Here is a 14,106-nt window from a genome sequence, read left to right on the forward strand (position 1 = left end):
TTATCAGCAGTATTACAGGGGAAAAAGTGACAGCGTGTTTGCCCTGAGCCCAGATGACAAGGAGCGCCGAAGCGCCCCTTTACAAGCTACAACCAGCTAATGGGTTAGCGGATCTGCAATATGCTCTGCTGCAGCGAGGTGTTGACCTCCAGGGAACGGGAGTTGGCCTGGAAGTTACGCTGGGCGGTGATAAGGTCCACCAGCTCGGTGGTCAAGTCCACGTTGGACTGCTCCAGCGCCGAGGACTTGATGGAACCAAAGGTGCCGGTGTTCGGGGTGCCCGGCAAGGCATCACCGGAGAGCATGGACTGACGCCAGGAGGTGTCTCCTATCTGGGTCAACCCCTGGGAGTTGGCAAACTTGGCCACGGCCACCATGGCCACCTTGACCGTGGTCGCATTGCTGTAAGTAGCGGAGACGATACCGTCCGCCCCAATCTCGACCTTGGTCAGGCGACCGACGGTGGAACCATCCTGGGTCAACTTGTTGACTTCGAACGGTGAGGCGTACTGAGTCACGGTGCCGAACTTGAACTCGATCTGCTGGGTGCCGTCGGCGCCATTGGTGATGATGCCGGCACCCGGTGTTCCCAGTGCTTCCGTCTTGATGACCGCCGGGGTGGTCGGGGTCACCATCTTGCCGGAAGCATCGAAGGTCACCTTGGCGCTCAGGGGAGCCTGGCTAACGCCAGTGGCCATGGTGGTGGCCGTGCCCCCCACGATGTCGATGGGCTGGTCACCTTTATAGAGGTACATGCGCCAGGCAGTCGGTACCGCCGCCTTGGTCGTGTCAGCCGGGTCTGCTTCTTTCACGAAGTACTGGGTGATGGTATGGGGTTCACCCAGAGAGTCGTAAGCAATCACGGAAGTGGAGGAGGAGTAGGTGTTCAAATCCGTGCGGTCAAACTTGGAAGCATCCGCGGCACCATTGCCCACTGCCTGTGGCTTGGCATCGGACGGCAGGTTGAAGCCGGCATTGACCTGGGATGTCTGGACGGGTTCACCGGCCTTGTCCGGGATCTGGATTGGCTTGGTCGCACTAATGCTGACCGCCTTGGGGGTACCGTCGGCGTTGGTCTCGTAGCCCTGCAGGTAGCCGCCGGAGTTGCTGACCATATAGCTGTTTTCGTTAAGCTTGAAGGCCCCTGAGCGAGTGTAGGTGCGATCCAGACTGTTCATCCCGTCCGAGGTGACGAAGAAGCCGTTGCCCTGGATGGCGAGATCCAGCGCGTTGTTGGTAAATTGCAGCGCCCCTTGGTGGAACTGCTGTGCTACCGCCCCCGTTGCGACCCCGTTGCCGACCTGAGTCTTGGCATTGACGAAGATGGAGTTGGCGTAAACATCCGCGAACTCGGCGCGGGACTCCTTGAAGCCGGTGGTATTGACGTTGGCAATGTTGTTCGCGGTGACGTTCAGGTCTTTTTGAGCCGCATTGATGCCGCTGAGGGCATTGTTGAATGACATGTCTTTATCTCCTTAGATCACTGCTTTAGAGGTCGAGTCCGGGGTCGTGGTCGACTTGCCGTTCGTCCCGCCAATTTCCAATACGTCGGTCAGATAGATGCCACCCAGGCCCTTGAGTTTGAGGGTGCTGGGGTTGGTGCTGGTGCCGAGGGTGACGCTCTCGACCTGGGCGTAGGCCAGTGCCGGGATAGCCTCCGACTTGCCATTCACTGTGCCGTGGATCTCGATCTGGTATTTGCCGCTCTTGGCCAGGTTGCCGTCCTTGTCCTTGCCGTCCCACTCGAAGGCCACGTTGCCCTTCTTCTCGCCCTCGATGGCAAACTCCTTGACGACCTGACCGCTCTCGTCCTTCACCGTCACCTTGAGGTTGCTGGCGCCGTCGCCGGTGGCGATCATGCCGGAGACGGACCCACCCTTCTCCAGATAGCCGGTGTTGGAGGGGATGAGTACGCTCTGGCCCACCAGCGCCGACGCCTGCAGCGCCTGGCTGGAGGTCATCAGGCTGTTGAGGCTGCCCATCTGGGTAGAGAGGCTGCTGATCCCCTCCGAGGTCGACATCGAAGTCATCTGGGACAACATCTGGGCGTTGTCCACCGGCTTGAAGGGATCCTGATAGGAGAGCTGCATGGTCAGCAGCTTCAGGAAGGAGGCCTGATCCAGCTCCTTTTTCGGGGTCGTGGTATTGCCCGTACTGGTCTGGTTTGCCGAAGCCCGGTTGACGCCAAGCAGGCTGTCATAGGTATCTGCCATTGAATCACCGCCTTCTTTTCAAGGATTGCCAAACCCGGTGTCGGGTGGGCTGATTATCGATGCCCGGCAAGCTGTCATAGGTCTCTGTCATGGATAATCAACCCTCAGTGTCAGGACTTGCCGAGGCCGAGCGTCTGCTGCAGCATCTTCTTGGCCGCATCGGCGACCTGAACGTTGGTCTGGTAACTGCGGGAGGCGGCGATCATGTCCGCCATCTCCTCCACCATGTTGACGTTGGGCTTGAAGATGAAGCCGTCCTTGTCCGCCATCGGGTGACTGGGGTTGTACTCCTTGAGCAGCGGCGCATCGCTCTCCACTATGCCTTTCACATCCACCCCGACCGAGGCTTGCTTGTCGGACATGGCCTGATCCAGCTGGGCGGCAAAGACTGGCCGCCGGGCGTGGTAAGTTTTTTCCACGCTGGAGCTGACGCTGTCGGCGTTGGCCATGTTGCTGGCGACCGTGTTGAGGCGGACGGATTGCGCGCTCATGGCTGAGCCTGCAATGTCAAAGACCTTGAACAAACTCATCACTGATCTCCTTTCAACGCCTTGAGCAGGCCGCTTATCTTGCTGTTCATAAATTCGAGGGAGGCCTGGTACTCGAGGCTGTTGCGCAGGAATTCGCTGCGCTCCTGCTGCACGTCCACGGTATTGCCGTCACCGGTATCGGGTTGCAGCGGGTTGCGGTACTGGGTCGCCCCCGGGGCATCCATCTGCAGGGCGAAATGCTTCTCGCTGGTGGTGGCCAGCCCGAACCCTTGCTGGCTCTGGGCATCCTGCAACGCCTGGGAGAAGTTGATGTCCCTGGCCTTGAAGCCTGGGGTGTCCGCGTTGGCAATGTTGCTGGATAGCACCTCCGCACGCTTGGCGCGAACGCTCAGCGTGTATTGATGAACACCAAATGCCTTGTCGAATGAAATTGCCATAGCACACCTCCTGCTTGACGAATGTTTAGCAAGAGGTGTGCCAAAGAGGGACTAGAGGGGGATTATTTGACTTTGTAGACGATGCCGGGGTTGCAGCGGACCATCTCGAACTTGTCGGTGAGGCCGGCCAGGGACTCCGAGGCCCCCAGCATCAGGTAGCCGCCAGGATTGAGGCTGGCGGCGAACTGGTTGAGGATCTTGGACTTTACCTCGGGGGCAAAGTAGATGAGCACGTTGCGGCAGAAGATGATGTCGAACTTGCCGAGCAGGCTGTAGCTCTCCAGCAGGTTCAGCGGCCGGAAACTGGTCAATTTTCTGACACGCTCCGAGATCCGCATCTTGTTGTCGCCGTGCGGCTCGAAGAACAGCTTCTTGCGCTCGGGCGAGAGCCCCCGCGCCAGGGCCAGGCTGTCATAGACCCCCTCCTTGCACTGGTTGAGCATGGTGCTGGAGATGTCGGTCCCCACTATCTGCACCCCGCCCGGCAAGGTGCCCGGCCGTTTGACTTGCTGCTCCAGCGCTATCATGGCGATGGAGTAAGGCTCCTGCCCCGAGGAGGAGGCGGCGGACCAGATCTTGATCGGGCGGCCGCTCTTGCCCAATTCGGGGAAGATCTTGTCACTCAGCAGCTGGAACGGATAGGAGTCACGAAACCACAGGGTTTCATTGGTGGTCATGGCATCGACCACGGCCATCTTCAGGTCCCGCTCACGCACATTCATCGCCCGCGTCACCAGTTCAGACAGACTCTCGATACCAAACCGAGCCATCAAGGGCGACAGACGGCTCTTGACCAGATACTGTTTGTTGTCACCCAGCACTATGCCGCTCTGCAGCGCCAGAAAATGGCTGAATTGTTTGTATAAGTCGTCCGACAGTGTCTTCATGCAGTTAGTTCTTCTTTATTAGAGAGCGCCTTGTACGGCCTTGGCCAATTCATCCGGCTGGAATTTGGCAATGAAATCGTTCGCTCCGACCTTCTGCACCATGGCCTGATTGAACACCCCACTCAGAGAGGTGTGCAGGATAACATGCAAGTCCTTGAGATTGGGATTGTTACGGATCTCGGCGGTGAAGGTATAGCCGTCCATCTCGGGCATCTCGATGTCGGAGATCACCAGCGCAATCTGATCCTTGATGGGCCCAAGCTTGACCATCTCCAGCAGCATGTTGAGGGCCTCGCGCCCATCCTTGGCCAGCACGCACTGCACCCCGATCGCCTCGAGTGCCCGCTGTACCTGCTTGCGCGCCACCGAGGAGTCATCGGCCACCAGCACCGGGCGCCCGTGAGGATTGCGCTCCACGCTGGCTTCCACCAGCTCGGCACTCACCTCGGTCGAGACCGGCGAGATCTCGTTGAGGATCCGCTCCACGTCCAGGATCTCCACCAGTTCGCCATCCACCTCGGTGACCGCGGTCATGTAGTTGATGCGACCGGCGCCCTTGGGGGGCGGCAGGATGGACTCCCAGTTCATGTTGATGATGCGTTCGACCGAGTGCACCAGGAAGCCCTGAATGGAGCGGTTGTACTCGGAGATGATGATGAAGCACTTGCTCAGATCCTGGATCGGGCGCTTGCCCATCGCCATGCTGAGATCGATCACCGAGATGGTCTGGCCACGGATGTGGGCCACCCCCCGCACACTGGAGTTCAGCTTGGGCATAATGGTCAAGGGCGGGCATTGCAGCACCTCGCGCACCTTGAAGACGTTGATGCCAAATCTTTGACGTCCGTTGAGACGAAACAGCAACAGCTCCAGTCTGTTTTGTCCCACCAGCTGGGTCCGTTGGTTGACCGAGTCAAGAATACTCGCCATAAACACTCCCTAAAAAACGCTTGGCACTAATCATGCATGCGTGTTGGCTTGCGTCAGACCATCGCCGTCTCGACAACCGGATCCTGCGACAAACGCAGCAAGCATAGTTAAATACGGTGGTATACGTGAACAACCTATCGGCCGGCACACGAAAATGATTAGTAGACTTTTCCTCATCTTACTGCCGTTTTGCAGCCTCTCTCACGCCATGGCGTCCGAGGTCACTCAATATCTGCAAGAGCAGGCACAGGCGTTCGTACTCGACCAGCTGGAGGTCCCCCTCGATGCCCAGGCCGAGGTACAGGCCGCCTCTATCGATGAGCGGCTCCCCCTCAACCGCTGCGAGGATGGCCTGACCATCTCCCTCCCCGCCAGGATGGAGATCCGCCGCAACACCACCGTCTATCTCAAGTGCGAGGGCGCCGCGCCCTGGGATCTCTACCTGCCGGTGCGGGTCAGCATCCAGAAACCCTATGTCACGGTCGCAGCCCCAGTGGCCAAGGGGGACATACTGAGCGAAGCCATGCTGACCCTGGCCTATCAGGATCAGACCCTGATCCGCGGTGACTATCTCAGCGACCCCGCCCCCCTCATCGGGGTGCGCAGCAAGCGTGAGCTCAAACCGGGCCAGCCCATTCGGCTCACCCAGGTCTGCGTGGTCTGCAAGGGGGATCAGGTCACCCTGAGCGCGGAAAACAGCAGCATGCAGATCAAAACCATGGCCCGAGCCTTGCAAGATGGCAGCTTCGGAGACATGATCAGGCTTGTTAACATTCGCTCAGGCAGACCGGTACAGGGCAAGGTCACGGCCGTTGGGACTGTGGTGGTCCCATTCTGATTGTTGTATTAATGCAGCAATTTTTTTCTAAAGTTCTGACCGCCGTCACCGATAAACAGGTAAGCGAACAGCAAAGCAGACGAAGGTAAACCGTATGGCTATCAACAATATCAACAACTTGGCAAACAACCGGTTGCAGAATACGGCGACCAGCCAGGGTGCGACCAAATCCACGACTTCGGCCGAAGGCAACCGTGCGGCAACCGTCAAGACCGACTCTGTCTCCTTGACCAGCGAGGCGCAGCAATTGCAACAGATGCAGAAAACCCTCAACACCGTCTCGACCGGCAACGAAAGCCGCATCGAGAGCCTGAAGAAGGCCGTGGCCAGCGGGGAGTACAAGGTCGACAGCGAAGCCGTGGCCAAGAAGATGTTCAGTTTTGAAGCCGACCTGGACAAGCGTCTGGGATGATGGACCTGCCTTCACTGCTGCACGCCCAAAACGAGTACCTCTCCCAGATGCAAGCGCTGCTGGCGGAGGAGTTTGACCTGCTCAAACAACATCAGGCCCTGGCCTTGCCGGCCCTGGCCGAGCGCAAGCAGCAACTGCTTGCCACCATAGAAGCGCTGGACAAGAGCCTGGCCGAGCTGCCCGATCTGCGGCAACAGCTCAGTGCCTTCCCCGCCCAGTTGCACTCATTGCAGACCAAGCTGGACGCCTGCCAGGAGCAGAATGACCTCAACGGTCGGCTGCTGGAGCTCAGCATCGTCTCCAACCGTCGATTGGCCAGCTTCCTCAGCAAGCTGAGGGACAGAAACTCCCTGACCTATGACGCCAAGGGCAACACCCGCTCCGGCACCCGCTCCCAGGGCATCAAGGCGTAATACCCTCCCCCTCTTCTCACCCGTTTTAGCGTTTCACAGCACCAGTCGCATCAGCTCGGCACCGTCGGCGCAGGCATGAATGCGCATGACGCCCTGCTCATAGCAGCCGTAGCTCGCCGCCAGCGCCCCTCTCGGAAAACAGATGGATCCCGGATTCATCAGCACCAGCGCCCCTTCCCGCTGCAGCACAGGAACATGGGTGTGGCCGCTGATGAACAGGCTGCCCGCCGGCAAGGGCACCTCGCCGGGGCGGTAGAGGTGACCGTGGCTGACGAACCAGCGCCGCTCATCCACCAGCAGCTGGTTGTAAGGCGCGGTGAGGGGGAAGTGCAACAGCATCTGATCCACCTCCGAATCACAGTTGCCCCGCACCGCCATGATTTGAGGCGCCAACAGATTGAGCCGCTCGGCCACGGCGGCGGGATCATAGCCCTCGGGGACCGGATTACGCGGGCCGTGGTTGAGCAGATCCCCGAGCAGCAGGTAGTGATCCGGCTGCCAGGGGGCAAGCTGCGCCAGCACCCGCTCCAGGGCGCTGAGGCTGCCGTGTATGTCGGAGATAATGGCTATCTTCATCTCTCGTTCCTCATGGCTGGCTGAAATAGAGATCCTTGGTGGCGATGGCGCCCTTCAGGTTGCGGCTCGGCAGGCCGCGCAGGCTGGGATCCACCAGCCGCATCTGGTTGTAGTGATAGACAGGGATGGCGGGCATCTCGTCCATCAGCAGCTGCTCGGCCTGGCGGTAGAGTCCGGTCCGGACTGTGCCATCCAGGGTGTCCGCTGCCTGCTGCAACAAGCCGTCGAAGGCCGGGTTGCAGTAGCCGCTCTCGTTCTGGGGATCCTGGCAGCGGAAGCTGTTGAGCATGGAGGAAGGCTCCACGTAGTCACCAAACAGGAAGGAGCGGGCCAGCATGAAGTCGCCGCTGTCTTTGGCCACTTGATAGGCGTTCCACTCCATATTGTTGAGTTCGACGCTCACCCCCAGCGGCTTCCACATGGAGGCCACCGCCAGCGCCAGCTTCTTGTGATTCTCCGAGGTGTTGTAGGTCAGCGTCAGCTTGAGGGGATGGGCGCTGTTGTAGCCCGCCTCCGTCAGCAGGGCGGTCGCCCTGGCCAGCCGGGTCGGCTGATCCTGCAGCGATAGCTCGGACCTCAATGCCTCATAACCCGGCATGCCGGGCAGCAGGGACCAGGCGGGCTGCTCGCCCTGGCCGCTGACCTTCTCGGTCAGCAGGTGGCGGTCTATGGTCATGGCGAGCGCCTGGCGCACCCGCACGTCCTGCAGCTCGGGGCGGCGCAGGTTGAAGGTGTAGAGATAGGTGCCCAGCAGCGGCAGGCCCCAGATCCGCTCCGGGGTCTCCTGCCTGGTCTTCTGGTAATACTCCAGCGCCACCTTGTTGGTGAGCTGGATCTCCCCCGCCTCGTAGCGCAGCCGCTCGGCGTGCTGGGAGGCGAGTGGCAGATAGGTCACCCGCTGGATCCGGGTATGAGCATCGTCCCAGTACTGGGCATTGCGCTCGGCCTCGATGCGCTCGTTCGGCACCCAGTTCACCAGCTTGTAGGCACCGTTGCTGACCAGCTTGCCGGGCTGGGTCCACTGCTTGCCGAACTTGGCCACCGCCTGCTCGTTGACCGGCACGAAGGGGCGCTGGCTGATGAGCTGCAGGAAGTAGGGCACGGGCCGCTCCAGCGTCACCTTGAGGATCTGATCGCCCTCGGCCACCACCCCCAGCGCATTGAGATCGAGCGCCCCGGCATAGATGGATTGGGCATTGTTGATGCCGGTGGCCAGCAGCAAGCCGGCGGAGGGGGAGGCCTGCGCCGGATCCAGCAGCCGCCGCCAGGCATAGACGAAGTCCTGCGCCCTGAGCGGCTCACCGTTGGACCACTTGAGCTGCGGGCGCAGGAAGAAGCGCCACTCCAGCCCATCCTTGCTGGTCTCCCAGCGCTGGGCCTGGGCCGGCACTATCTTGCCCTGGCCATCCTCGCTCACCAACCCCTCGAACAGGTCCACCAGCACCACCTCGCCCGGGAAGCCGGTGCGGATCTGGGCCGGATCGAGGGACTCCGGCTCGGCCCCGTTGCCCTTGACCAGAGTCTGGCGATCCGCCAGCGGCGGCTGTTGCACGACCTGGGTCGCGTGCAGTGGCGGGGTCAGCAGCAGGCCGAGCAGCAAGGGGGAGCACCAGCGACGGGCCGGCCGAGGGGCAAAACGGTAAAGCATGACAAACCTCATTCAATTCTATGGACTGCAAACAGGGGAAGGCCGGCGGCGCGCCTCGACAGGAATGCATGATGCCGCGCTTGTTATCCCCGAAGACGGCCCGTATTGTATCGGGCTTGCCGAAGAGATGGAGTCTTTCGGGCTGTTTTTTTTCAGGTGTTTTTATGCAGTACGGATGGCAGGCGCTGACAGCAGCCTGACCCGTCTTTCTAGCTACATTTTCAGGGATCTTTATGGGCTACGAGTGGCTGGCGCTGGCAGCGGCCAGTTTATGGGCGATCGCCGCCCTGATTTCGGTCAAACCGGCCCGCCACCTGGGGGCCTTTGCCTACAGTCGCTGGCGGATGTTCCTGGTCAGCCTGATGCTGGGGAGCGCCAGCCTGGCCACAGGCGGCTGGCAGACCCTCACCGAGAGCGCCCTGCCCCTGCTGGCCCTGTCGGGGCTCATCGGCATTTTCATCGGCGATACCGCCCTGTTCGCCTGCATGAACCGGTTGGGACCGCGCCGCAGTGGCCTGCTGTTCTCCTGCCACGCGCTCTTCTCCGCCCTGCTCGGGCTCTGGCTGTTCGGTGAACGACTCGGCGGCTGGCGTCTGCTGGGGGCACTGCTGGTGCTGGCCGGCGTCATGCTCGCCATCCTGTTCGGACGGCGCGGCAACCAGCAACACCACGAATGGGAACAGGTGCGTGGCCACCTCGCCGTCGGCATCGCCCTGGGCCTGACCGCGGCCCTGTGTCAGAGCCTCGGCGCCATCATCGCCAAACCCGTGATGATGAGCGGGGTGGATGCGGTGAGTGCCTCCGGCATCCGCATGGGCAGCGCCCTGCTGGCACACTGCGTGCTGCGGGTGCTGCGGGTGCCGCTCGCCCTGCCGCACAACCCCATCAACCGGCGGGTGCTGGGGATGATAGGCATCAACGGCTTCCTGGCGATGGCCCTGGGGATGACGCTGATCCTGGTCGCCCTGCGTCAGGGTGAGGTGGGCATGGTGGCGATCCTCTCCTCCACCACCCCGGTCATACTGCTGCCCCTGCTGTGGTGGCATTCGGGCCAGCGTCCCGCCCTTGCGGCCTGGGCCGGCGCCCTGCTGGCCACCCTGGGCACGGCCCTGGTGCTGGGCATCAGCGGCCCCTAACGCCCCTCACGCCAGTCTCGAAGAGGCTGGCGGTGAGCGGCTCGCAGACCGGCATCCGGCCAGGTTCAGCGCCTAGCAGATGCCGACTAACTCCCTTCAGAACTGGGCAATCTCATCCTCGGTCAGCTCACGGTATTCACCCGGTGCCAACTCTTCGTCTAGGCTCAGCCCCCCGATCCGCTCCCGATGCAGCCGGACCACCTTGTTGCCGATGGCGGCAAACATCCGCTTCACCTGGTGATACTTGCCCTCGTGGATGGTCAGCCGCGCCTCGCACTCACCCAGCAGCTCGAGCTGGGCGGGGCGGGTCTTGTCGTCCTCGTTGCGCAGGAATACCCCGTCGGCAAACAGCGAGATGGCGTCCGGGCTCACGGGATCGGCCAGCCAGACATGGTAGGTCTTGGCGCACTCGTGGCGGGGCGAGGTGATGCGGTGGGACCACTGACCGTCGTCGGTGATCAGCACCAGCCCTGTGGTGTCGAGATCGAGCCGGCCCACCACGTGCAGCTTGCCCATGGCCGGTTCATCCAGCAACTGGAAGACGGTGGCATGATCCGGATCCTCGTTGGAGCAGACGTAGCCTTCCGGTTTGTGCAGCATGAAGTAGCGATTGCGCTGATCCAGGGTGAGCATGACCCCATCGAACTCCACCTGGCTCTGCTCATTGATGTGGAACGCGGGCTGCTTGACCAGGATCCCGTCCACCATCACCTCACCCTGACGGATCAGCCTGCCCGCCTGGGAACGGGTCAAATCGGAACAATCGCAAAGAAACTTATCGAGCCGCATGCACAACCTCAGAGTCCATCATGAAAGGGGCGTCATTATATAGGCCGAGCCCGACAACGCCAGCAATAAGCGGGGTGGGTAGTCGCATGTGGCCATGACGGGACCGATGGCCGGTGGTAGACTGCAGACCGAGGACCCAGGTTACCCATAATAATAATGTCAGGAAGCCGTATGAAGTCGAGCACACCTCATCCCGTCATCCCCGTCAACCAGCTGCAACCCGGCATGTATGTGATCGCCATCACCAGCCAGACCGGCGCCATGGAAATAGCCCAGATGGGGCTGGTCACGAACCGCAAGCAGATCGAATCCCTAGTGCGGCGTGGCGTCATCACGGTGCAGCTGGATCTCTCCCGCAGCAAGCTGGCGGGCATCGAGCAGATCATCACCCCCGACCCCGTCTCCCCCTCCTCCCCACGCCCGAGTGGCAGCGCCAGCGGCGAAGGCCGCGAACTCAAGATCCGCCGCCTCTACCAGGAGGCCCGCGAGCTGCAAGGCAAGTTCATTCGCCAGCTCAAGGCGGGAGAACCCATCGACATCACACCGCTCGCGACGGTCGCCGAAGAGATGGTGGACACCATGTTCAGCCACGGCGACGCCATGCTCTGCCTGGCCCGGATCCGGGCCAAGGATGCCTACCTGATGGAGCACTCCATGAACGTGGCCATACTGCTGGCCAACTTCGGCCGCTACCTGGGGCTGGAGCGCGACGTGCTCAAGGAGCTGACCCTGGGTGGCCTGCTGCACGACGTGGGCAAGATCATGACGCCGGACGAGGTGCTCAACAAGCCGGGCAAGCTGACGGACGAGGAGTTTGGCGTGATGCGCCAGCACGTGGTGCACAGCGCCGAGATCCTGCTCGCGACGGCCGGCATCACCCCCACCATGCTGGAGGTGGCCGCCAATCACCATGAGCGGCTCGACGGCAGCGGTTATCCTCGCCACCTGAAGGGGGAGCAGCTCTCCCTCTACACCCGCATGAGCGGCATCGTCGATGTCTATGATGCGGTGACGGCGGACCGGGTCTACAAGCAGGGGATGCAGCCAACCCAGGCGTTCCGGATCCTGCTCAAGGGGGCCGATCACCACTTCGATCGGGCGCTGGTGACCCGCTTCATCAAGTGCATGGGAGTCTACCCGGTCGGCACCCTGGTGCAGCTCTCCAACCAGCGGCTGGCCATCGTCATGCAGCGCAATGCGAAGGAGCCGCTCAAACCGGTGGTGAAGGTGATCTACCACGCCACCCAGCGCCACTACCTCGAGGTGCAGTGGCTGGATCTCGCCAGAAACGGGGGCCAGGAGAGCATAGAGAGCACGGTGGATCCCAAGGAGTACGGGATCGACCTCGCCCACTTCGTCTAGCGGATCTGAGACTCCGGTGCCTGCTCGCGGCAATAGCGGAGGAGGAACTCCTCGTCCAGCGGGGAGAGATCGAAACGGACGCAGGCCTCTTCGATGGCCCGGATGTCGTGTTCATGGTGTTCGCTGAGCCAGCGTACGGCGCGGCGCAGATCCTCACCATGGGGCAGCAGGGTATGGTCGCTCATGGGACACCTCCAGTCAGCCATCGGTACCCGCCCATCAAATCGGGCGCTCTCCTACTAGCTTAGTCCACCCTCCTGCCCCGCCTCGATCCTCACTCACGCCTGTCGTGGACCTCAGGCGAACGCCCGTTGCCAATCCTGATCGAACTTCGCGAGCGCCGCATCTACCGCCGGCACGCTCAGCATCTGCTCGGCCACGTCGAGCGGCAGGGTGATGGACTGGCAACCCGCCAGCAGGCAGTCCAGCGCCTGGCGCGGGGTGCGGAAGGAGGCCGCCAGCACCTTGCTGCCGGGGGCGTGCAGCGCCAGCAGTTGCTGCAACTCCCGCACCGTGGCGATGCCGTCACCGCCCTGGGCATCCAGCCGGTTGACATAGGGGGCCACATATTCGGCGCCTGCCTGGGCCGCCAGCCACCCCTGCAGCGGGGTGTAGACGGCGGTACCCAGGGTCGGCACGCCGTTGGCGGTCAGGCTCTTGATGGCCGCCAACCCCTCTGCGCAGACCGGGATCTTGATCACCAGATCCGGGTCCAGCTCACGCAGGGCGAACGCCTCGCGCACCATCTCGGTCTCGCTCTTGGCCATCACCTGGGCAAACAGCCGCGCCTTGGGCCCCAGCACCTCGCGCAAGGCCGGCAGCAATTCTCTTAGCGGCAAGCCCCCGGCGGCGGCGATGGACGGGTTGGTGGTGACTCCGGCCAGCGGCAGTATCCTGGACCAGCGACGCACCGCCGCCACATCGGCGGTATCGAGATAAAGCTCCATATCTGACTCCTCTACAGGCTGTTCAAACTGTCACCATTCTAGCGAAGTTACGCCCTTCGTTTAGTTGATCAAAATCAAAACAGCTTACGAATGAAGGTTGTTATCATGCCAATCAAAAGGAGGCGGTATGATTTTCGACCTTCAACGTTACTCGACCCACGATGGTCCCGGCATCCGAACCCTGGTATTCCTCAAGGGCTGTTCCCTGGCCTGTCGCTGGTGCCAGAACCCGGAGAGCCGCTCCCCCACACCGGATCTGCTGTTCGATCCAAGGCTCTGCCTCGCGGGGTGCGATCTCTGCCAGCGCGCCTGCCCGTCGGCCATCCGCCGCCAGGACGAGGCCCTCTGCATCGATCGCCGCCGGCTCGGCAGGGACAAGCTGGCATCCTTGCGGACATGCTGCCCGAGCGAGGCGCTCAGGGTGTGCGGCCAGGAGCAGAGCCTGGATGATCTGATGAGCGACATACTGCGAGACCGCCCCTTCTTCGAGCGCAGTGGCGGTGGGGTGACGCTGTCCGGGGGCGAACCCTTCATGCAACCCGAACTCGCTCGCGATCTCTTGCGAGCCTGCAAGGCAGAAGGGCTGCACACCACGGTGGAGAGCTGCTTGCATGTGCCCTGGCGGCAGATTGAGCCGAGCCTCCCCCATCTCGATCTGGTGCTGGCCGATCTCAAGCACCTCGACCAGGCGCGCTTCTTCGAATGGACTCGTGGCAAGGTGGCGCTGGTGCTGGACAACCTCAGGCGCCTCGCCAAGCGTGGCATCCCGCTGCAGATCCGGGTGCCCCTCATTCCGGGCTTCAATGCCGACAGCGACAGCATCGCGGCCATAGTCGACACCGCCGCCAGCCTGGCGACCGTCCGGGAGATCCACTTCCTGCCCTATCACACCCTGGGGATGGGCAAATATGCCCTGCTGGACCAGCCCTACCTGGCGCCGGACACACCGCTCGATGACCCCGATCTGCTCCACTTTGCCCACGCCTACGCCCAACGTCAGGGGCTGACCCCTGTCACCCGAGGATAA

Annotated in this window: 17 protein-coding genes; 6 read left to right on the forward strand and 11 right to left on the reverse strand. The window is 62.0% G+C overall.

Going from position 1 to position 14,106, the window contains the following annotated elements; genetic code table 11:
* Positions 1–104 precede the first annotated feature (104 nt).
* From flgE to EL255_RS13860, 6 genes are all read right to left on the reverse strand, one after another.
* Complete coding sequence (gene flgE / locus EL255_RS13835; RefSeq protein ID WP_042654892.1) at positions 105–1,463, reverse strand: flagellar hook protein FlgE; 1,359 nt, start codon at positions 1,461–1,463, stop codon at positions 105–107.
* Positions 1,464–1,475: 12 nt separating this feature from the next.
* Entirely contained in the window at positions 1,476–2,213 is a 738-nt protein-coding gene (locus EL255_RS13840; RefSeq protein ID WP_042654893.1) for a flagellar hook assembly protein FlgD, read from the reverse strand.
* Positions 2,214–2,323: 110 nt separating this feature from the next.
* On the reverse strand, positions 2,324–2,743 hold the full coding sequence (gene flgC, locus EL255_RS13845) for a flagellar basal body rod protein FlgC (RefSeq protein WP_042654894.1): 420 nt from the start codon (positions 2,741–2,743) through the stop codon (positions 2,324–2,326).
* The gene (gene flgB, locus EL255_RS13850) at positions 2,743–3,141 is read right to left on the reverse strand and encodes a flagellar basal body rod protein FlgB (RefSeq protein ID WP_042654895.1); all 399 of its coding nucleotides are present in this window, start codon (positions 3,139–3,141) and stop codon (positions 2,743–2,745) included. The genes flgC and flgB overlap by 1 nt, the downstream gene beginning before the upstream one ends.
* Before the next feature lie 62 nt (positions 3,142–3,203).
* Positions 3,204–4,028: a CheR family methyltransferase gene (locus EL255_RS13855; RefSeq protein ID WP_042654896.1), complete on the reverse strand. Its 825-nt coding sequence runs from the start codon at positions 4,026–4,028 to the stop codon at positions 3,204–3,206.
* A gap of 18 nt (positions 4,029–4,046) precedes the next feature.
* The gene (locus tag EL255_RS13860) at positions 4,047–4,958 is read right to left on the reverse strand and encodes a chemotaxis protein CheV (protein ID WP_042654897.1); all 912 of its coding nucleotides are present in this window, start codon (positions 4,956–4,958) and stop codon (positions 4,047–4,049) included.
* 232 nt (positions 4,959–5,190) lie between these two features.
* Here EL255_RS13860 and flgA point away from each other — a divergent pair, with 232 nt between their 5' ends.
* The 3 genes from flgA to EL255_RS13875 all read left to right on the forward strand — a co-directional run bounded on the left by flgA (position 5,191) and on the right by EL255_RS13875 (position 6,621).
* The gene (gene flgA / locus EL255_RS13865) at positions 5,191–5,796 is read left to right on the forward strand and encodes a flagellar basal body P-ring formation chaperone FlgA (RefSeq protein WP_042654942.1); all 606 of its coding nucleotides are present in this window, start codon (positions 5,191–5,193) and stop codon (positions 5,794–5,796) included.
* A 94-nt stretch (positions 5,797–5,890) separates the two neighbouring features.
* Positions 5,891–6,208 carry a flagellar biosynthesis anti-sigma factor FlgM gene (gene flgM / locus EL255_RS13870; RefSeq protein ID WP_042654898.1) on the forward strand — a complete coding sequence of 106 codons (318 nt, stop codon included), beginning with the start codon at positions 5,891–5,893 and terminating at the stop codon, positions 6,206–6,208.
* Positions 6,205–6,621 carry a flagella synthesis protein FlgN gene (locus EL255_RS13875; protein WP_042654899.1) on the forward strand — a complete coding sequence of 139 codons (417 nt, stop codon included), beginning with the start codon at positions 6,205–6,207 and terminating at the stop codon, positions 6,619–6,621. The genes flgM and EL255_RS13875 overlap by 4 nt, the downstream gene beginning before the upstream one ends.
* 33 nt (positions 6,622–6,654) lie before the next feature.
* On the opposite strand, the gene yfcE is transcribed toward EL255_RS13875, so the two are convergent.
* Both yfcE and EL255_RS13885 read right to left on the reverse strand, forming a co-directional pair.
* Positions 6,655–7,197: a phosphodiesterase gene (gene yfcE, locus EL255_RS13880; RefSeq protein ID WP_042654900.1), complete on the reverse strand. Its 543-nt coding sequence runs from the start codon at positions 7,195–7,197 to the stop codon at positions 6,655–6,657.
* 10 nt (positions 7,198–7,207) lie between these two features.
* The gene (locus EL255_RS13885) at positions 7,208–8,845 is read right to left on the reverse strand and encodes a peptide ABC transporter substrate-binding protein (protein WP_042654901.1); all 1,638 of its coding nucleotides are present in this window, start codon (positions 8,843–8,845) and stop codon (positions 7,208–7,210) included.
* Between the two features lie 233 nt (positions 8,846–9,078).
* Between EL255_RS13885 and EL255_RS13890 the strand changes: the two genes are divergently transcribed.
* Positions 9,079–9,981, forward strand: a complete 903-nt coding sequence (locus tag EL255_RS13890; protein WP_042654902.1) for a DMT family transporter — start codon at positions 9,079–9,081, stop codon at positions 9,979–9,981.
* 96 nt (positions 9,982–10,077) lie between these two features.
* Here EL255_RS13890 and rsuA read toward each other — a convergent pair whose 3' ends face one another.
* Positions 10,078–10,770 carry a 16S rRNA pseudouridine(516) synthase RsuA gene (rsuA, locus tag EL255_RS13895; protein ID WP_042654903.1) on the reverse strand — a complete coding sequence of 231 codons (693 nt, stop codon included), beginning with the start codon at positions 10,768–10,770 and terminating at the stop codon, positions 10,078–10,080.
* A gap of 171 nt (positions 10,771–10,941) precedes the next feature.
* On the opposite strand from rsuA, the gene EL255_RS13900 reads away from it, so the two are divergent.
* The gene (locus EL255_RS13900; protein WP_042654904.1) at positions 10,942–12,132 is read left to right on the forward strand and encodes an HD-GYP domain-containing protein; all 1,191 of its coding nucleotides are present in this window, start codon (positions 10,942–10,944) and stop codon (positions 12,130–12,132) included.
* Here EL255_RS13900 and EL255_RS13905 read toward each other — a convergent pair.
* Both EL255_RS13905 and fsa read right to left on the reverse strand, forming a co-directional pair.
* The gene (locus tag EL255_RS13905; RefSeq protein ID WP_042654905.1) at positions 12,129–12,317 is read right to left on the reverse strand and encodes a hypothetical protein; all 189 of its coding nucleotides are present in this window, start codon (positions 12,315–12,317) and stop codon (positions 12,129–12,131) included. The two genes, EL255_RS13900 and EL255_RS13905, sit on opposite strands and share 4 nt — an antisense overlap.
* A gap of 111 nt (positions 12,318–12,428) precedes the next feature.
* Positions 12,429–13,079, reverse strand: coding sequence for a fructose-6-phosphate aldolase (fsa, locus tag EL255_RS13910; RefSeq protein WP_042654906.1), 651 nt, complete (start codon positions 13,077–13,079; stop codon positions 12,429–12,431).
* A 127-nt stretch (positions 13,080–13,206) separates the two neighbouring features.
* Here fsa and EL255_RS13915 point away from each other — a divergent pair, with 127 nt between their 5' ends.
* The gene (locus EL255_RS13915; RefSeq protein WP_042654907.1) at positions 13,207–14,106 is read left to right on the forward strand and encodes a glycyl-radical enzyme activating protein; all 900 of its coding nucleotides are present in this window, start codon (positions 13,207–13,209) and stop codon (positions 14,104–14,106) included.

The organism is Aeromonas encheleia, assembly GCF_900637545.1.
GTDB classification, from domain to species: Bacteria; Pseudomonadota; Gammaproteobacteria; order Enterobacterales; family Aeromonadaceae; genus Aeromonas; species Aeromonas encheleia.